Origin of the sequence: Streptomyces sp. NBC_00659, from assembly GCF_036226925.1 — a bacterium.
Taxonomy (GTDB): Bacteria; Actinomycetota; Actinomycetes; order Streptomycetales; family Streptomycetaceae; genus Streptomyces.
This window is the reverse complement of sequence record NZ_CP109031.1, coordinates 4,964,506-4,981,687: the sequence shown is the minus strand read 5'-3', so window position 1 is coordinate 4,981,687 and position 17,182 is coordinate 4,964,506. Positions and strand designations below refer to the sequence as shown.

16 protein-coding genes and 1 tRNA gene are annotated in these 17,182 nt (G+C 71.4%); 9 read left to right on the top strand and 8 right to left on the bottom strand.

Features of this window, described 5'->3' with window-relative positions; translation table 11 throughout:
- Positions 1-141: 141 nt before the first annotated feature.
- A complete protein-coding gene (paaN, locus tag OG410_RS21595; protein ID WP_329300689.1) occupies positions 142-1,854 on the top strand; it encodes a phenylacetic acid degradation protein PaaN in 1,713 nt (570 codons plus the stop codon).
- 20 nt (positions 1,855-1,874) lie between these two features.
- On the opposite strand, the gene OG410_RS21590 is transcribed toward paaN, so the two are convergent.
- From OG410_RS21590 to OG410_RS21580, 3 genes are read right to left on the bottom strand one after another with little or no spacing between them, the layout of a single operon-like run.
- Positions 1,875-2,624 (bottom strand): TrmH family RNA methyltransferase, encoded by a 750-nt coding sequence (locus OG410_RS21590; protein WP_329300688.1) that lies wholly within the window; start codon positions 2,622-2,624, stop codon positions 1,875-1,877.
- Positions 2,621-3,853: an HTTM domain-containing protein gene (locus tag OG410_RS21585; RefSeq protein ID WP_329300687.1), complete on the bottom strand. Its 1,233-nt coding sequence runs from the start codon at positions 3,851-3,853 to the stop codon at positions 2,621-2,623. Before OG410_RS21585 ends, OG410_RS21590 begins: the two co-directional genes overlap by 4 nt.
- On the bottom strand, positions 3,850-5,073 hold the full coding sequence (locus OG410_RS21580) for a DUF5819 family protein (RefSeq protein WP_443063775.1): 1,224 nt from the start codon (positions 5,071-5,073) through the stop codon (positions 3,850-3,852). The genes OG410_RS21585 and OG410_RS21580 overlap by 4 nt, the downstream gene beginning before the upstream one ends.
- 262 nt (positions 5,074-5,335) lie before the next feature.
- Between OG410_RS21580 and paaA the strand changes: the two genes are divergently transcribed.
- The 6 genes from paaA to OG410_RS21550 all read left to right on the top strand — a co-directional run bounded on the left by paaA (position 5,336) and on the right by OG410_RS21550 (position 10,218).
- Positions 5,336-6,376 carry a 1,2-phenylacetyl-CoA epoxidase subunit PaaA gene (gene paaA / locus OG410_RS21575; RefSeq protein ID WP_329300686.1) on the top strand — a complete coding sequence of 347 codons (1,041 nt, stop codon included), beginning with the start codon at positions 5,336-5,338 and terminating at the stop codon, positions 6,374-6,376.
- Positions 6,373-6,660, top strand: a complete 288-nt coding sequence (gene paaB, locus OG410_RS21570) for a 1,2-phenylacetyl-CoA epoxidase subunit PaaB (protein ID WP_164372737.1) — start codon at positions 6,373-6,375, stop codon at positions 6,658-6,660. Before paaA ends, paaB begins: the two co-directional genes overlap by 4 nt.
- The gene (gene paaC, locus OG410_RS21565) at positions 6,657-7,376 is read left to right on the top strand and encodes a 1,2-phenylacetyl-CoA epoxidase subunit PaaC (RefSeq protein WP_329300685.1); all 720 of its coding nucleotides are present in this window, start codon (positions 6,657-6,659) and stop codon (positions 7,374-7,376) included. Before paaB ends, paaC begins: the two co-directional genes overlap by 4 nt.
- Positions 7,370-7,903 (top strand): 1,2-phenylacetyl-CoA epoxidase subunit PaaD, encoded by a 534-nt coding sequence (paaD, locus tag OG410_RS21560; RefSeq protein WP_329300683.1) that lies wholly within the window; start codon positions 7,370-7,372, stop codon positions 7,901-7,903. The genes paaC and paaD overlap by 7 nt, the downstream gene beginning before the upstream one ends.
- Positions 7,903-8,967 (top strand): 2Fe-2S iron-sulfur cluster-binding protein, encoded by a 1,065-nt coding sequence (locus OG410_RS21555; RefSeq protein WP_329300682.1) that lies wholly within the window; start codon positions 7,903-7,905, stop codon positions 8,965-8,967. The genes paaD and OG410_RS21555 overlap by 1 nt, the downstream gene beginning before the upstream one ends.
- A 117-nt stretch (positions 8,968-9,084) precedes the next feature.
- Positions 9,085-10,218 carry an acyl-CoA dehydrogenase family protein gene (locus OG410_RS21550; RefSeq protein ID WP_329300681.1) on the top strand — a complete coding sequence of 378 codons (1,134 nt, stop codon included), beginning with the start codon at positions 9,085-9,087 and terminating at the stop codon, positions 10,216-10,218.
- A 173-nt stretch (positions 10,219-10,391) separates the two neighbouring features.
- Here OG410_RS21550 and OG410_RS21545 read toward each other — a convergent pair whose 3' ends face one another.
- The 4 genes from OG410_RS21545 to OG410_RS21530 form a co-directional block, all read right to left on the bottom strand.
- A complete protein-coding gene (locus OG410_RS21545) occupies positions 10,392-10,739 on the bottom strand; it encodes a rhodanese-like domain-containing protein (RefSeq protein ID WP_329300679.1) in 348 nt (115 codons plus the stop codon).
- Between the two features lie 33 nt (positions 10,740-10,772).
- Positions 10,773-11,840, bottom strand: a complete 1,068-nt coding sequence (locus tag OG410_RS21540; protein WP_329300678.1) for a hypothetical protein — start codon at positions 11,838-11,840, stop codon at positions 10,773-10,775.
- 238 nt (positions 11,841-12,078) lie between these two features.
- The gene (locus OG410_RS21535; protein WP_329300677.1) at positions 12,079-13,650 is read right to left on the bottom strand and encodes a DUF2252 domain-containing protein; all 1,572 of its coding nucleotides are present in this window, start codon (positions 13,648-13,650) and stop codon (positions 12,079-12,081) included.
- A gap of 432 nt (positions 13,651-14,082) precedes the next feature.
- Complete coding sequence (locus OG410_RS21530) at positions 14,083-14,472, bottom strand: winged helix-turn-helix transcriptional regulator (protein WP_329300676.1); 390 nt, start codon at positions 14,470-14,472, stop codon at positions 14,083-14,085.
- A 204-nt stretch (positions 14,473-14,676) separates the two neighbouring features.
- Here OG410_RS21530 and OG410_RS21525 point away from each other — a divergent pair, with 204 nt between their 5' ends.
- Entirely contained in the window at positions 14,677-15,330 is a 654-nt protein-coding gene (locus OG410_RS21525; protein ID WP_329300675.1) for an FMN-dependent NADH-azoreductase, read from the top strand.
- A 314-nt stretch (positions 15,331-15,644) separates the two neighbouring features.
- Here the strand turns inward: OG410_RS21525 and OG410_RS21520 are convergent.
- Positions 15,645-15,731: transfer RNA gene (locus OG410_RS21520), tRNA-Leu, on the bottom strand.
- Between the two features lie 607 nt (positions 15,732-16,338).
- Here OG410_RS21520 and OG410_RS21515 point away from each other — a divergent pair.
- Positions 16,339-17,178 (top strand): DUF3662 and FHA domain-containing protein, encoded by an 840-nt coding sequence (locus tag OG410_RS21515; RefSeq protein ID WP_329300674.1) that lies wholly within the window; start codon positions 16,339-16,341, stop codon positions 17,176-17,178.
- The last annotated feature ends 4 nt before the right edge of the window (positions 17,179-17,182 follow it).

The window sequence follows — 17,182 nt, the reverse complement described above, 5'->3', positions numbered from 1 at the left end:
ATCCTCCCGCACGGCGTTGTCCACAGATGCGGCGGACCCCCTTGTCCCGACCGATCGTTCGGTTACTCTAACTCTGACTGTCCCTTCCTGCCCAGCTCGCGAGCTCGACGAGGAGCTCTTGAGACGAGGAGTTGGTCCTTGATGGCCGCCGAACTCACCGCGCACCAGTTGATCTCCCAGCACCGGCCCACCCTGGATCAGGCGCTGGAAACAATCCGCACGCGCGCGTACTGGTCCCCGCATCCCGAGCACCCCAAGGCGTACGGCGAGCACGGCAGCCTGGGCATGGCCGAGGGCAAAGCCGCCTTCGACGCCCTCCTGGGCAACCGCCTCGACCTGGGCCAGCCCGGCACGGACGACTGGGTCGGGGGCGAGGTGTCGCCGTACGGCATCGAGCTGGGCGTCACGTACCCGCACACAGACATCGACACGCTGCTTCCCGCCATGCGCGCGGGGCAGCGCGCCTGGCGCGACGCGGGCGCCGAGATGCGCGCGGTGGTCTGTCTGGAGATCCTCAAGCGGATCAGCGACCGCACCCACGAGTTCGCGCACGCGGTCATGCACACCAGCGGCCAGGCCTTCATGATGGCGTTCCAGGCGGGCGGCCCGCACGCGCAGGACCGCGGTCTGGAGGCGGTGGCCTACGCCTATGCGGAGCAGGTCCGCACCCCCGGCACCGCGGAGTGGAGCAAGCCCCAGGGCAAGCGTGATCCCCTCGCGCTCACCAAGCAGTTCACGCCCGTCCCGCGCGGCATCGCGCTGATGATCGGCTGCAACACCTTCCCGACGTGGAACGGCTATCCGGGCCTGTTCGCCTCGCTGGCCACGGGCAACGCGGTCCTGGTGAAGCCCCACCCGCGCGCGGTGCTGCCCCTCGCGCTGACCGTGCAGGTCGCCCGCGAGGTGCTGGCCGAGGCCGGCTTCGACGCGAACCTGGTGGCGCTGGCCGCCGAGCGTCCCGGCGAGGGCATCGCGAAGACCCTGGCCACCCGCCCCGAGATCCGCATCATCGACTACACGGGCTCCACCGCCTTCGGCGACTGGCTGGAGGCCAACGCCCGCCAGGCGCAGGTCTACACGGAGAAGGCCGGCGTCAACACGGTGATCGTGGAGTCGGCCGCCGACTACAAGGGGATGCTGTCCAACCTGGCGTTCTCCCTGTCGCTCTACAGCGGTCAGATGTGCACCACCCCGCAGAACCTGCTGATCCCGCGCGAGGGCATCTCCACGGACGAGGGCCACAAGTCCTACGACGAGGTGGTGGCCGATCTCGCGAAGTCGGTCGGCGGACTCCTCGGCGACGACGCCCGCGCGAACGCGCTGCTCGGCGCCATCGTGAACCCGGACGTGAAGGCCCGGCTGGAGGCCGCCGCCGGACTCGGGGAAGTGGCCCTGCCCTCACGGCAGATCGACAACCCCGAGTTCCCCGGTGCCGTCGTGCGCTCACCGCTGATCGTGAAGCTGGACGGCGCGCGCAAGTACTGGGAGAACGCCGGGAGCGACGACGAGGCCGCCTACCTGAGCGAGTGCTTCGGGCCGGTCTCCTTCGCCGTCGCGGTCGACTCGGCCGCCGAGGCCGTGGAGCTTCTGCGGCGCACCACCCGGGACAAGGGCGCGATGACCGTCGGCGCGTACACCACCGACGAGGCGTTCGAGCGCGAGGTGCAGGAGGCCTGCCTGGAGGAGTGCGCCCAGCTCTCCCTGAACCTCACAGGCGGGGTCTACGTCAACCAGACGGCCGCGTTCTCGGACTTCCACGGCTCGGGCGGCAACGCCGCGGCCAACGCGGCGCTGTGCGACGGGGCGTTCGTGGCGAACCGCTTCCGGGTGGTCGAGGTACGCCGGGAGGCGTGAGCCACGACGCCTTCGGGCGTCTACGCCGGTGCGTCCCCGGTGGCGCTCCAGTGGAACAACGTCATGGCCACACTGGTCGCGAGGTTGTAGCTGGAGACCTGGGGGCGCATCGGCAGCGAGACCAGGTGGTCGGCCCGGGAGCGCAGTTCGGCGGACAGCCCGCTGCGCTCCGAGCCGAAGGCGAGCAGGGCGTCGTCGGGAAGCTTCGTCCCCCGGATGTCCTCGCCCTCGGGGTCGAGCGCGAACAACGGGCCTGCCGGCAGTTCGTCCACCGCCAGCCGCTCCACGGCGGTCGCGAAGTGCAGGCCGGCCCCGCCGCGTACGACCGTGGGATGCCAGGGGTCGAGCGTGCCCGTCGTGACCACCCCGGTCGCGCCGAAGCCAGCCGCGAGCCGGATCACCGCTCCCGCGTTGCCGAGGTTGCGCGGATTGTCGAGGACGACCACGGGCGCGGTGCGCGGCGTGCCGGCCAGCCTCTCCAGGTTGGCGGCACGGGAGGGCCGTACGGCGAGCGCCGCCACCGAGGTGGGATGCGGTCGCGCCACGAGGGCTGTGAACGCCGTCTCCGGGATCTCGGTCAGCAGCCCGTCGAGAGCGGCACGTACGTCGGGGGCGAGTTCGCCGGCCAGTTCGAGGACCGCCGGCCGGTCGGTCGTGACGGCGACCGGGACACGCGCTCCGAAGCGCACCGCGTGCTTGAGGGCGTGGAAGCCGTCGAGCAGGACGGAATCGTCGCGGAGCTGGCGCCAGACACGTACCGGGTCGTTCATGCGGTGAAGCCTACGTGCGTGTGCCCGGGCTCCTCCGGAACGCCCGGTTCGGGCTCCCGGGGCCCCGGCACCGCAGGGCCCCTGCCGGGAAACAGCCGGTCACGCGCGCGTGCCGCCCGTCCGCCCAGGCGCCGCAGGAACGACGTGGGCAGGAACACGGCGTCCGCGGCGATCATCGCGAGCGAGAAGAACGGCAGCCCGAGGACCACGGCGATCACGGCGTGCTCGGTCATCATGACCGCCAGCAGCACGTTCTTGACCCGCCGGTTGAACAGGGCGAAGGGGAAGGCGACCTGCACGGCGACCGTCCCGTACGTCACGAGCATGACGATCACCCCGTGCGTGGACATCAGGTCGGACAGCGCCGGCCACGGGGAGAAGGACTCCAGGTGGAGCGGGTAGTAGACGGCGGTGCCGTCCTGCCAGCGCGAGCCCTGGATCTTGTACCAGCCCGCGGTCGCGTAGATCAGACACGCCTCGGCCATGATGATCATCAGAGCGGCGTTGTGGACGAGGTTGGCGACGACGTCCAACAGGATGCGCGGCTCCGCGGTGCGGGCGAAGCGGCCGACGGCCCACCACAGGCCCTGCACCGCCCACAGCCCCCAGAAGACCGTGAGCCAGCCGCCCAGGGCACCCCCGTCGATCCGTCCCGCGCCCGTCGCCAGCGCCAGCGCGATCCCGAGCCCCGCCCACAGAACGGGGCCCGCTCGGCCGGGCTCGGGCCACTCGCCCCGCGCGTACGCCTCGCGGGCGAGACGGTGCCGCCGCGCGTCGAGGGACCACACCTGGGCGCAGCGGGTGAACACCAGGTAGATCGCCATCAGGTGGAGGACGTTGTCCCCGCCGTCCCCGATGAAGACGCTGCGGTTCTGCAGGGACAGCACGCCGATCATGAAGACCACGGACACCGCGCGGGTCCGCCATCCCACCAGCAGCAGCGCGCCGGAGAGCACGGCGACGGCGTAGACCGTCTCGAACCACACCTGGCTGTCGGACCACAGCAGGACCGTGAAGGCGTGATTGCTCGCCACGAGCTGCCGGGCGAGGTCCCAGCTCCAGGGCGCGTCGGGCCCGTACATCTCCTGACGGTGGGGGTACTCGCGCAGCAGGAACAGCAGCCAGGTGGCGGCGAAGCCGATGCGGATCACGGCGCTCTGGTACGGGCCGAGGGCGGACTCGGTCACCCGGGCGATGCCGCGCGCGATCGTCGGAGCGAATCGGTTCATCGGGCACTCGCCTCCGTCAGCCCGTCCGCGCGGTCGCTCCCGGGAACGGCCCACCAGGGCAGCTCACGGACGACGGGCCGGTCGGACACCTTCTCGCCGCTCCACCGGGGAGGCGGCACGTCGGTGGTGAGGGAGCGGAACTGGACGCGTTCGACGACAGCGCCCTCGCCGCCCGCATGCTCACGGTCGAGACGCAGCACGCCGATACGGCGCAGATAGCGCTCCGAGAGGTCGCCGCGCAGGCCCACGGAGCGGTTCTCGCCGTCGTGCGTACCGACGTAGAAGTCCCAGGCACGGCGCAGTTCGTTCTGCTGGGTGTGGCTCGGCAGCGGATTCCCGTCGATGGCCAGGCCGTCGAGCGCGGACAGGTCGTACCAGCCGGTCTCGCGGCTGGTGCCGTCCTTCGTGCGGGCCAGAGCGCGGACCTGGACCGTGATGTTCTGCTGCAACGGGTTGGGGGCGAAGAGCTTCCAGTTCTGCTCGAACTCGGGGTAGATCCAGTCGTCGATCGCGCGGCCGTGCTGCTTCGTCACCGTGTTCAAGGGCGCGACGTGCAGGAAGACCATGCCGAGATGCGCACAGGCGACGACGGCGACGACGGCCAGGGCGAGGGCGGCGGCGATCTGATGGCGCAGAGACAGGGCCGCGAGGCCCATGGGAGCCCCGTCTTCCGGACAGCCGGCCGCTTCGGGACTCTCGGGGAAGGCCGACGCGCCGGCCCCGGCCCCGGCGAAGCCCGAAGGAGCGCCCACGGAGGGAGCACCCGGCTCGGACTCCCGGGACAGCACGGCCTCGGATTCGCCCAGTTCGGACTCCCGGGACAGCACCGCCTCGGATTCGCCCAGCTCGGGCTTCCCGGGAGCGGCAGCCCCGGATTCGGCCAGCTCGGACTCCTGGGGAAACACCACCTCGCCCGCGCCCCGCTCGGACTCCCCGGGAGCGGCAGCCCCGGATCCCGGGCTCCCGGACTCCGCGGACGTGCATGCGTCGTCTTCGGGTGCGCCCGCGTCGGGCCCGGTGGTCTCGGGCGCCCCGTCCCCGGACTCCGGGGAAGCCTCCGCCCGGGTCGGCGGATCGCCTGCGGGGCGCTCGCCGGTCACAGACTCGCCGGCCGGCCGCGGGCCGGGCAGCGGTGTACCGCCGGTGACACCGCCGGGCGCGCCCCCCTCGGGCGCGACCGACCCCGGCTCCCGCTCAGAGCCCTCGTCCCTCGCGTCCATCCCGCCCCGATTCACGATCCCGGATCCGACTTCCGGCCGCCGGACTGCGGGCACCGTACCGTCACGTCGTACCGCGGCACGACGTTCGCAGGCGAACCGTACTCAGAGCCGGACCTTCGGCACAGCCCCGCGGGTCACAACCGCCACGCCGGCGCGCATGAGGTTATCCACAGCGGTTGACACCGTACGGCGCTCGACCGACCATTGTTGCGAATGGACCGAACGATCGGTCGGTCGGGAGCGAGAGGTCGAGGGGGACCGCATGGCGACAGCATCAGCGCACCACACGGCCCGCACACAAGCGGACGAAGCCGCCGACGAGGCGGCGCGCACAGCGGCGTACGAGGTCGTCTTCGACGCCGCGGTGGCGGCCGACGAACGCATCGAGCCCCGCGACTGGATGCCCGATGCCTACCGCTCCACCCTGGTCCGCCAGATCGCGCAGCACGCCCACTCCGAGATCATCGGCATGCAGCCCGAGGCCAACTGGATCACGCGCGCGCCCTCGCTGCGCCGCAAGGCGATCCTGATGGCGAAGGTCCAGGACGAGGCAGGACACGGGCTGTACCTGTACAGCGCGGCCGAGACACTCGGCGTCGGCCGCGACGAACTGCTGGACAAGCTGCACTCCGGCCGCCAGAAGTACTCGTCGATCTTCAACTACCCGACGCTGACCTGGGCGGACGTCGGCGCCATCGGCTGGCTCGTGGACGGCGCGGCGATCACCAACCAGGTCCCCCTGTGCCGCTGCTCGTACGGCCCGTACGCGCGCGCCATGGTCCGCGTGTGCAAGGAGGAGTCCTTCCACCAGCGCCAGGGGTACGAACTGCTGCTGGCCCTGAGCCAGGGCACCCCCGAGCAGCACGCGATGGCGCAGGACGCGGTCGACCGCTGGTGGTGGCCCTCCCTGATGATGTTCGGCCCGCCGGACGACGAGTCCTCGCACTCCGCCCAGTCGATGGCGTGGAAGATCAAGCGCCATTCGAACGACGAGCTGCGCCAGCGCTTCGTCGACATCGCCGTCCCCCAGGCCGAGTCCCTCGGCCTGACCCTCCCCGACCCTGACCTCGTGTGGAACGAGGAGCGGGGGCACCACGACTTCGGCGCCATCGACTGGACGGAGTTCTGGGAGGTCCTCAAGGGCAACGGCCCGTGCAACGACCAGCGGATCACCCAGCGCCGGCGAGCCCACGAGGAGGGCGCCTGGGTACGGGAGGCGGCCGCGGCGTACGCCGGCAAGCACACGAGCGGGACCGGCGGCTCCGCGAGCACGACCGGCGAGACAGGAGCGACCCGAGCATGACGAACACCGACTGGCCGCTGTGGGAGGTCTTCGTGCGCTCGCGCCGCGGGCTCTCGCACACCCACGCCGGCAGCCTGCACGCCCCGGACGCCGAACTGGCGCTGCGCAACGCCCGCGATCTGTACACGCGCCGCGGCGAGGGCGTGTCGATCTGGGTCGTCCCGTCCGCCGCCGTCACGGCCTCCTCGCCCGACGAGAAGGACCCCTTCTTCGAGCCGTCCGCCGACAAGCCCTACCGGCACCCGACCTTCTACGAGATCCCGGAAGGGGTGAAGCACCTGTGACGCTCACCGTGAACACCGCGGCCGCCCTGGCCCTCGGCGACGACGCCCTGGTGCTCTCGCACCGGCTGGGGGAGTGGGCCGGCCACGCGCCCGTCCTCGAAGAGGAGGTCGCCCTGGCCAACATCGCCCTGGACCTGCTCGGCCAGGCCCGGGTCCTGCTGTCCATGGCCGGTGACGAGGACGAGGTGGCGTATCTCCGCGAGGAGCGCGCCTTCCGCAACCTCCAGCTCGTCGAGCAGTCGAACGGCGACTTCGCGCACACCATCGCCCGGCAGCTCTACTTCTCGACCTACCAGCGGCTTCTCTACGCACAACTGGCATCCGGGGACAGCGAGTTCGCTCCCCTGGCCGCCAAGGCCGTCAAAGAGGTCGCCTACCACCAGGACCACGCCGAGCAGTGGACCCTGCGCCTCGGCGACGGCACGGCCGAGAGTCACGAGCGGATGAGCCGGGCGTGCCAGGCGCTGTGGCGCTTCACCGGCGAGATGTTCCAGCCGCTCGACGGCGTCGGCATCGACTGGGACGGCCTCCGGGCCGCCTGGACGGAGTCCGTGGAAGCCACACTGCGCCGGGCCACGCTGACCGTCCCCGAAGGCCCGCAGACCGGGGCCTGGACGGCCGGCGCCGGACGCCAGGGCCTGCACACCGAGTCCTTCGGGCGGATGCTCGCCGAGATGCAGCACCTGCACCGCAGCCACCCGGGGGCGTCATGGTGACGACCACCGCCCTGGAGGAGGAACTGCGCAGGCTGGCAGGCTCCGTGCTCGACCCCGAACTGCCCGTCCTCACCCTGGACGACCTCGGTGTCCTGCGCGCCGTCCACGTCCGCGGCACGGACAGCGTCGAGGTCGAGCTGACCCCGACCTACACCGGCTGCCCGGCCGTCGAAGCCATGTCCATGGACATCGAGCGGGTGCTCCACGAGCATGGCATACGCGAGGTCTTGGTGCGTACGGTGCTCAGCCCCGCCTGGTCGACCGACGACATCTCGGACGAAGGCCGCCGCAAACTGCGGGAGTTCGGGATAGCACCGCCGCGCGGCGACCGTCCCGCCGGGCCGGTGGCCCTCGACCTGGGACCGACCCGTACGGCCGGCGCGGAACCGGAGCTGGACCCCGTCCGCTGCCCGGCCTGCGGATCGGCCGACACCGAACTGCTCAGCCGTTTCTCCTCCACCGCGTGCAAGGCGCTGCGCCGCTGTCTGTCCTGCCGCGAACCGTTCGACCACTTCAAGGAGCTGTGATGGCCCGCTTCCACCCGCTCACGGTGGCCGCGGTCGACCGGATCACCGACGACTCCGTGGCCCTGACCTTCGCGGTGCCCGCGGAACTGCGCGAGGACTACCGGCATGCCGCCGGCCAGCATCTGGCACTGCGCCGCACGCTCGACGGCACGGAGATCCGCCGCACGTACTCCATCTGCTCGACGGCCCCCTCCCCCGACGGCGAGGCGCCGCGCACCCTGAAGGTCGGCGTGCGTCTGGTCGACGGAGGCGCGTTCTCGACGTACGCGCTCAAGGAGATCGCCGTCGGCGACGAGGTGGAGGTGATGATCCCGGCGGGACGCTTCACCCTGGAACCCACGCCCGGCCTGTACGCGGCGGTGGTGGGCGGCAGCGGCATCACCCCGGTGCTGTCGATCGCCTCGACCCTGCTGGCGCGGGAGCCGGACGCGAGCTTCTGCCTGATCCGCAGCGACCGTACGTCGGCCTCGACGATGTTCCTGGAGGAGGTCGCCGACCTCAAGGACCGCTATCCGCAGCGGTTCCAGCTGGTGACCGTCCTCTCCCGGGAGGAGCAGCAGGCCGGGCTGCCGTCCGGCCGGCTCGACCAGGAGCGGCTGACCGGGCTGCTTCCGGCGCTGCTGCCCGTGGACGGGGTGGCGGGATGGTTCCTGTGCGGGCCGATGGGGCTCGTCCAGGGCGCCGAGCGGGCGCTGCGCGGGCTCGGGGTGTCCCGGACGCGCATCCACGAAGAGATCTTCCACGTGGACGCCGACACCACGGCTCCTTCCGCCGTACCGGCACCCGCGCACAGCACGGTCACCGCACGGCTCGACGGACGCGGCGGCACCTGGCCCGTCCAGGACGGCGAGTCGCTGCTGGACGCGGTCCTGCGCAACCGACCGGACGCGCCCTATGCCTGCAAGGGCGGCGTGTGCGGAACCTGCCGGGCGTTCCTCGTCTCGGGCGAGGTGCGGATGGACCGCAACTTCGCGCTGGAACCGGAGGAGACCGAGGCCGGGTACGTACTGGCCTGCCAGTCCCATCCCGCCACGGAGAAGGTCGAGTTGGACTTCGACCGCTGAGAAGGAGGCCGATCGTCGGCCGTTCCCTTCTCGTAGAACCTGTTCTATCTTGACGCACCGTCAGATCAGGCTTTCCGTCTGGTCATTGGTCCGGTGCGTGCGCGGGAGGACGGGATCGTGGACTTCACCTTCACCGAGGAGCAGCAGGCGGCGGCCGAGGCGGCGCAGGGGGTGTTCGCCGGGGTCTCCCCCGACGGGGTGCCCAGTCCCGCGCTCACCGCGGGCGCCGTCGCCGAGGACTTCGACCGGCCCTTGTGGGCGAGGCTCGCCGACGCGGACCTGCTGAGCCTGCTGCTCGACGAGGAGGCCGGCGGGGCGGGCCTCGACGCGATCGCGCTCTGCCTGGTGCTGCGGGAGTCGGCGAAGGTGCTGGCACGGGTACCGCTGCTGGAGAACAGCGCGGCGGCGGCGGCCGTACGACGCTACGGCGGCGAGGAGTTGAGGGCGGAACTGCCGGCGCGGGCCGGCCGGGGCGAACTCGTGCTGACCGTCGCCGCCAACGGCAGGACCGGTCACGACCCGGCCGAACGCGCCGTGACCGCACGGCGGGACGGCGCGGGGTGGGTCCTGGACGGTGTGCAGACGGCGGTCCCCTGGGCCTGCGACGCCGACTTCGTCGTCGTGCCCGCGCATACGGACGCCGACCGGACCGTCCTCGCACTGGTTCCACGCGACCACGAAGGGGCCGTTCTCGCCGAGCAGATCTCCACGACCGGTGAACGGCTCGGCGAGCTGCGGTTGCGGTCCACTCGGATCGCCGCCCGGGATGTCATCGACGCGCCGGGGGCCTGGGAGTGGCTGCGCGACCTGCTGGCCACCGGCACCTGTGCGCTGGCCCTCGGGCTCGGAGAGGAAGTGCTCCGGATGACGAGCGCGTACACGAGCAAGCGGGAGCAGTTCGGGTTCCCGGTCGCCACGTTCCAGGCGGTCGCCGTCCAGGCCGCCGACCGCTACATCGACCTGCGCGCGATGGAGGCGACGCTCTGGCAGGCCGCGTGGCGGATCAGCACGGGCGCCGACGGCGCGCTCCCGGTCGGCGGTGATGTGGCCGTCGCCAAGATCTGGGCTTCCGAAGGGGTACGCCGGGTCGTGCAGACCGCACAGCATCTGCACGGAGGATTCGGCGCAGACACCGAGTACGCGCTGCACCGGTACCACGCCTGGGCCAAGCATCTGGAACTGTCGCTCGGCCCGGCGGCGGCACACGAGGAAGCCCTGGGAGACCTGCTGGCAGCGCATTCCCTCAGCTGACAGGACCCGGCCTCCGGGCATTCCCCCGGGGACGGCAGGCCCGGACCGCAGTGACTCCCCCTGCATTCCCCCGGGATGGGCGGACCGGGACCACAGACATTCCCCGGCATTCCCCGGGTGCGCGGACCCGGACGCAGGATTCCCCGGCATTCCCCGGGGCGGGCGGGCCCGGTCTACAGAACGAAGCCGGGCTCGCCCTTGCCGTTCACGACCGGGCGGCCGGCGGTCTCCCAGATCTGCATGCCGCCCTCGACGTTCGCGGCGTCGATACCCTGCTGGACCAGATACATGGTGACCTGGGCCGAACGGCCGCCGGAGCGGCAGATCACGTTGACCCGGCCGTCCTGCGGGGCCGCTTCGGTCAGCTCGCCGAACCGGGCGACGAAGTCGCTCATGGGGATGTGCAGTGCCCCCTGGGCGTGGCCCGCCTCCCACTCGTCGTCCTCCCGGACGTCCAGCAGGAAGTCGTCGACCGCAAGATTGTCGACCCCGACCGTGGGCACACCAGCTCCGAAACTCATGCCTCTGACGCTACCCGACCGCGCCGATGAAGCTCAGGGAGCCTGGGCGATCAGCGTCGCCAGCTCGTGCTCGCGCTCGCCGACCTGCGTCAGCAGTTGTTCGGCGATCTCCTCCAGGAGACGGTCCGGGTCTTCCGGGGCCATCTTGAGCATGGCGCCGATGGCGCTCTCCTCCAGCTCGCGCGCGACGAAGGTGAGCATCTCCTTGCGCTGGGAGAGCCATTCGAGCCGGGCGTAGAGCTCCTCGCTGCGGCTGGGCTTCCACTCCTCGGGCGCGGGACCGGCGGCCCACTCCGCGGCCAGCTCCCGCAGCAACGCCTCGTCGCCCCTGGCGTACGCGGTGTTCACGCGGGCGATGAACTCGTCACGCCGCTTGCGCTCGTTGTCGTCCTGCGCGAGATCCGGGTGGGCCTTGCGGACCAGCTCGCGGAAGAGCTTGCGGGCCTCCTCGCTCGGACGCACGCGCTGCGGAGGCCGCACGGGCTGGTCCGTGAGCATGGCCACAGCCTCGGGAAACAGCCCGTCCGAGTCCATCCAGCCATGGAACAGCTCCTCGACACCGGGCATGGGCATGACCCGCGCCCGTGCCTCGTGCGCCTTGAATACGTCCTCCGGGTCACCCGTGAGGGCGGCACGCGCCTCGGCGATCTGGGCGTCCAGTTCGTCGAGCCGGGAGTACATGGGACCGAGCTTCTGGTGATGCAGCCGGGAGAAGTTGTCGACCTCGACACGGAAGGTCTCCACGGCGATCTCGAACTCGATCAACGCCTGCTCGGCCGCTCGCACGGCCCGCTCCAGGCGCGCCTCGGGCCGGTCGTCCGCACTCTGAGCCGGGCTCTGGCCCGCATCGGCCCGAGCCTCGGGCCGCCCATCGCCCTGCTCCTGCTCCTGTGCCTGCCCCTCGTTCTGCCCCTCCGTCCGGGAGGCGGACGGGGAGCCGGACCCCGTGCCCGAAGGGATGTCCGCGCCCTCCGCGTCCGTGATGCGGCCGTCGTCGCCGGGGGAGGCGTGGGGAGTCTGGCCTTCCGGGGCACCGGAGTGTTCCCGGCCCCCCTCGAAGGCGGGCTCGGACTGGCTCTGATCGGCTTCCGGGGTCGTCACCCGACCAGCGTAGGCCACACTTCCCCGGGGCTCACTGCCTTCCCCTCCCCTACAGCCACCTGAACGGCCACAACGACCCCAATGACCCCAACCACCCCGATCATCCCGGCCTCCGGAACCGGCAGCGACAGCGGCACCAGCCGACTTCGGCAATGGCGGCATCGGCGGACAGCGGCGGTGGGCAGCAGCAGCCGACAGCGGGGGCGGCAGCGGCCGGCACCAGCAGCGGCTCTCGCCGTCACACACCCGGTTCAGAGGCGATCCGTCCGCTTCGGACCGCCGCCGTCAGGGCCGCGTGGTCCGCCTCCGTGCGGTCCGCGTAGGCGACGGCGAAGGAGGCGACGGCCTCGTCCAGCTCCTCGTTCTTGCCGCAGTACCCGGCTATCAGGCGCGGGTCCGCGCTGTGGCTGTGGGCGCGCGCCAGCAGGGCACCGGTCATCCGGCCGTAGTCGTCGACATGGTCGGCGGCCAGCGCGGCGGGGTCGACACTGCCCTTGCGGTTGCGGAACTGGCGGACCTGGTAGGGGAGACCGTCGACCGAGGTCCAGCCGAGAAGGATGTCGCTGACCACCTGCATGCGCTTCTGGCCGAGGACGACACGGCGACCCTCGTGGGCGACCTCCGGCATCGGATGGCCGATGGTCGCCAGATGCGGGAGCAGCGCCGAGGCACGGGCCTCCTTGACCTGGAGGACCAGGGCTTCGCCGCGGTGGTCCAGGAGCAGCACGACATACGAGCGGGTGCCGACGCTGCCGGTGCCGACGACGCGGAAGGCGACGTCGTGCACCGCGTAGCGGGCGAGCAGGGGGAGGCGGTCCTCGGAGACCGTCGTCAGATAGTGCTCCAGGGACGCCGCGACCGCGGCCGCCTCCGCGTCGGGAACGCGGCGCAGCACGGGTGCCGCGTCGACGAAGCGACGGCCACCGCCGTCCACGGCCTCGGTCGATCTGGCGGCGAACCGTCCACTGGTGTTGGCCCGCGCCTTCTCGGAGACCCGCTCCAGGGTGCCGAGCAGGTCATGGGCGTCGGTGTGCGAGACGAGTTCCTCGTCCGCGATGGCGTTCCAGGCGTCCAGCACCGGCAGTCTGGCCAGCAGGCGCATGGTGCGGCGGTACGCGCCCACACAGTCGCGCGCGGCATCGCGGCAGGTGTCCTCGTCGGCACCGGCCTCCCGGCCCGCGAGCACGAGCGAGGTGGTGAGCCGCTTGAGGTCCCACTCCCAGGGACCGTGCACCGTCTCGTCGAAGTCGTTCAGATCGATGACCAGGCCACCGCGCGCGTCCCCGTACAGGCCGAAGTTCGCCGCGTGGGCGTCGCCGCAGATCTGGGCGCTGATGCCGGTCATCGGCGTGCGGGCGAGGTCGTACGCCATGAGGCCGGCGCTGCCGCGCAGGAACGCGAAGGGGGTGGCGGCCATCCTGCCGACCCGGATCGGGGTGAGCTCGGGGATCCGGCCCCGGTTGGACTCCTCGACCGCTGTCACGGCGTCCGGCCGGTCGACGTCCACCAGCAGCTCGGCGTGGGCCGCGCGCGGGACCCGCCCGCGCAGGGCCTTCCCCTCTTCCTTGGGCAAGTCCCTCACCGGCCAGGCGGCGAACCCCGGAACCGCGAAGCCCCGCACCCCGAACGCCTCGGCCGTCTGCCCGCCCTCGGGCGACGGCCGCCGCCCGGGCTCCGGCACGGACGCGCTCCCGCCCTGCCCGCCACCGCTGTCCTGACGCACCGGACCGGCCTGCTCGACCAGCCCGGCCCTTCCCGCCGGCGTCGGCGCCGTCTGCCGCTCCGCCCCCGCTGTACCGACCTCGGCCATCACGACCGCCTCCCCCGCGCACGAACATCAACTCGTGCTGACCGTACAGCCGGCCGGGAAAACGCGTCAGACCCTGTGGACAACTCCACCGGCACCCGGGAAAGCGGCCGCGCGCACCGTTCGACCGGCGGCGTCGCACCGGCGGCACCACGAACGTCCCAAGCGCGTCAGCGGCAGGGCACGGCGGGCCCGGCACAACGGTGCGGCCCGCCACAGCAAGCGGCCCGGCACAGCAAGCGGCCCGGCACAGCAAGCGGCCCGGCACAGCAAGCGGCCCGGCACAGCAAGCGGCTCGGTCGCATCAGCGGTTGGCGGCACCCCACGACAGGTTCGGCACCGTGGACGACTCGGTCACATCAGCGGCGCAAAGACCGTCTCGAGCGCAACGACTCAGTACTTCAGCGGCGCGAAGCCCGGCTCAGGCACGTCGCGTCAGAGCCCGGTCCGCTGGCGCGGCCGCGGACGCTCCTGGCAGGGCCCGCTCTCCGGCAGATACCTCTCCGCCCAGGACCCCAGCTCCTTCAGGGCCGGTTCCAGCGCCGCCCCCGCCTCCGTCAGGGCGTAGCAAACACGCAGCGGTGGGCCCTCGTCGACGTTGCGCACGACCAGGCCGGCCGCGCCGAGTTCGGTGAGCCGGTCCGAGAGCATCCGCTCGCTGATGCCGGGGATCGCTCTGCGCAGATCGGCGAAGTGGACGGGGTGCGGCATCAGGACCGCGACGACGAGACCCGTCCATCGTTTTCCGAGCAGCGTGAAGACACGGGTCATGCCGTCGTCGACCTTCTGACACGGCCCAGCGTCGTGGCTTCCCGGTACTGCCATGAGCCCAGGGTACTGCGTCCCCACAAGGTGATGAAAAAAAGTAAGTAACTGTGTTATCTCTAGTTAGGAACGAAAGAGAAGCCCACCGGCGACTCGACTTCCCTGCGACAGCCCTGCCCCGATCCGGTTGGCGACCCCCACCCGGGACCCGGCCTGCCTCGACCGCCCACCCGCCCCACATATCCCTTTTATCTGGAGATCACCATGGCTACCCTCCTCCACATCGACTCGTCCGCCTCCCCGAACGGCACCTCCGTATCGCGTGCCGTCACGGACGCCTTCCGCGCGGCCTGGGAGGAACAGCACCCCGCCGGAACGGTCGTCCACCGCGACCTCGCCGCGCACCCTGTGCCGCACATCACGGCCGATGCCCACACCGCCGGCTTCGCCGCCCCGGAGACGCACACCCCCGGACAGGCCGAGGCCTTCGCCGCACGCCTGAAGCTGATCGAGGAGGTGGAGAACGCGGACGCGATCCTGATCGGCGCCCCCATGTACAACTTCTCCATCCCCTCGACCCTCAAGGCCTGGCTGGACAACGTCATCCTCGTGGGGCGCACCGCCATGACGGAGGACGCGAAGGCCAAGGGCACCCCGGTCACCGTCGTCGCCAGCCGCGGCGGCTCGTACGCGCCGGGCACTCCGCGCGAGGGCTTCGAGTACGTGCAGAACTACCTGAAGGCGGTACTGGGCGACATGCTCGCCCTCGACGTCGAATTCATCGTCCCGGAGCTCACCATGGCCCCGCACAACCCGGCGATGTCCGACCTGGTCCCGCTCTTCGAGGCCTCCCGGAGCAAGGCACTCGACGAGGCCGCGGCCCGGGCCAAGAAGGTCTCGGCGCGCATCGCCGCCTGATCAGGCACCCGACACCCCCTCCGGGTCTCCGGGGCCTCCGGTCCTCCGGGTCCTCCGGGCCTCCGGGCCTCCGGGCCTCCGGGCCTCCGGGCCTCCGGGTCCGCGAACGCCCGTTCACCGGTCACCGCCCCGCCGACTCCCCGCCGCCCGCGTGAGAGCATCGTCACACTTCACAGCGCCCCCGGGCGTCCGCGCGACCCGTGACGAGCGGCACCACCCGTCGCGCGGCATCGCGCGCGATGCGGGGAAGCGCGGCGGAGGCACCCCGGACAACGTGAAAGCCCCTCAGGTCGAGGACCTGAGGGGCTTTCAGCTGGTGCGCGAGGGGGGAGTTGAACCCCCACGCCCTTTCGGGCACTGGAACCTGAATCCAGCGCGTCTGCCTATTCCGCCACCCGCGCATTGGGTGTGTCTTCCGTCTCTCGCTTTGCTCCGCGAGCGCCTTCCGACATGCAGAAGATTAGCACGCTGCCAGGGGTGGAATCACATCCCTTTCCCCGGCCCACGCGCCCGCGCACCGCCGCCCCCGCGCGCCCGGACCTCGCATGACCCCACAGGCCCGGTGCCCTTGCCCTGCCCGGCCTCCCGGCCCGAGCGGCTCCGCGTCCCGCGCCAGCCGCCTCCTCACCGGCGCCCCGGCACGCGTCACACGTTTCAGACAGAACCGGTTCACGTATCAACCTCGTACCGGTCCGGTGCATCTCTCCAGGAGTCGGACGGACCGCACAGTCAGGTGCGGGACACTGGTCGGGGGGCGCCTCTACGATCCATGGCAGAAGCAGTGCCGGGAAGAGTTCGAAGAGGGGCCTCTCAGGGAACTTCGGGAGGGGACTTCGGAAGGTGTCGACAACCCGTCGACCGTGCCGACAGGGGGAACCAGCCGATTTCCCGACGCGTGGATACGATCAGTAAGCAGTACCAGCAAGGCCGGGTAGGCCGGCTGGTCCAGCAGGGCCGGAAAGACGACAGCAAGCTGTACCAGGACGGCAACGACGGAGGAGGTGCCCCATGGGAGTCCTGAAGAAGTTCGAGCAGCGTCTCGAAGGTCTGGTCAACGGCACCTTCGCCAAGGTGTTCAAGTCCGAGGTCCAGCCCGTGGAGATCGCCGGAGCGCTCCAGCGCGAGTGCGACAACAACGCCACGATCTGGAACCGCGACCGGACCGTCGTCCCGAACGACTTCATCGTCGAACTGAGCACGCCCGACTTCGAGCGGCTCAGCCCCTACTCCGGCCAGCTCGGCGACGAGCTCGCCGGAATGGTCCGCGACTACGCCAAGCAGCAGCGCTACACCTTCATGGGCCCCATCAAGGTCCATCTGGAGAAGGCCGACGACCTCGACACCGGCCTGTACCGGGTCCGCAGCCGTACGCTCGCCTCCTCCGCCAATCAGCAGTCCCCCGAGCGTGCCCCCGCGGGCCCCGCTCCGGCGGGCCGCGGAGCCCAGGGTGGCTACGGCTACCCGCCCGCGGCCCCTCCCCCCATGCCGTCCGCGCCGCCGCCCGGCGGCCGTCCGGGCATGGCACCCGTGGGTGCCCGGCCCCCGGCCGGCCCGGCGGCGGGTGGCCGTATGCGGCATTGGGTCGAGATCAATGGCGCACGCCATCAGATCTCCCGCCCGACGCTGGTGCTGGGCCGCAGCACTGAAGCCGACGTGCGGATCGACGACCCCGGCGTATCGCGCCGGCACTGTGAGATCCGGACCGGAACGCCCTCGACGATCCAGGATCTCGGGTCCACCAACGGCATCGTGGTGGACGGGCAGCACACAACCCGCGCTACGCTCCGCGACGGCTCGCGGATCGTCGTGGGCAGCACCACCATCATTTACCGGCAAGCCGAAGGGTGAAGCG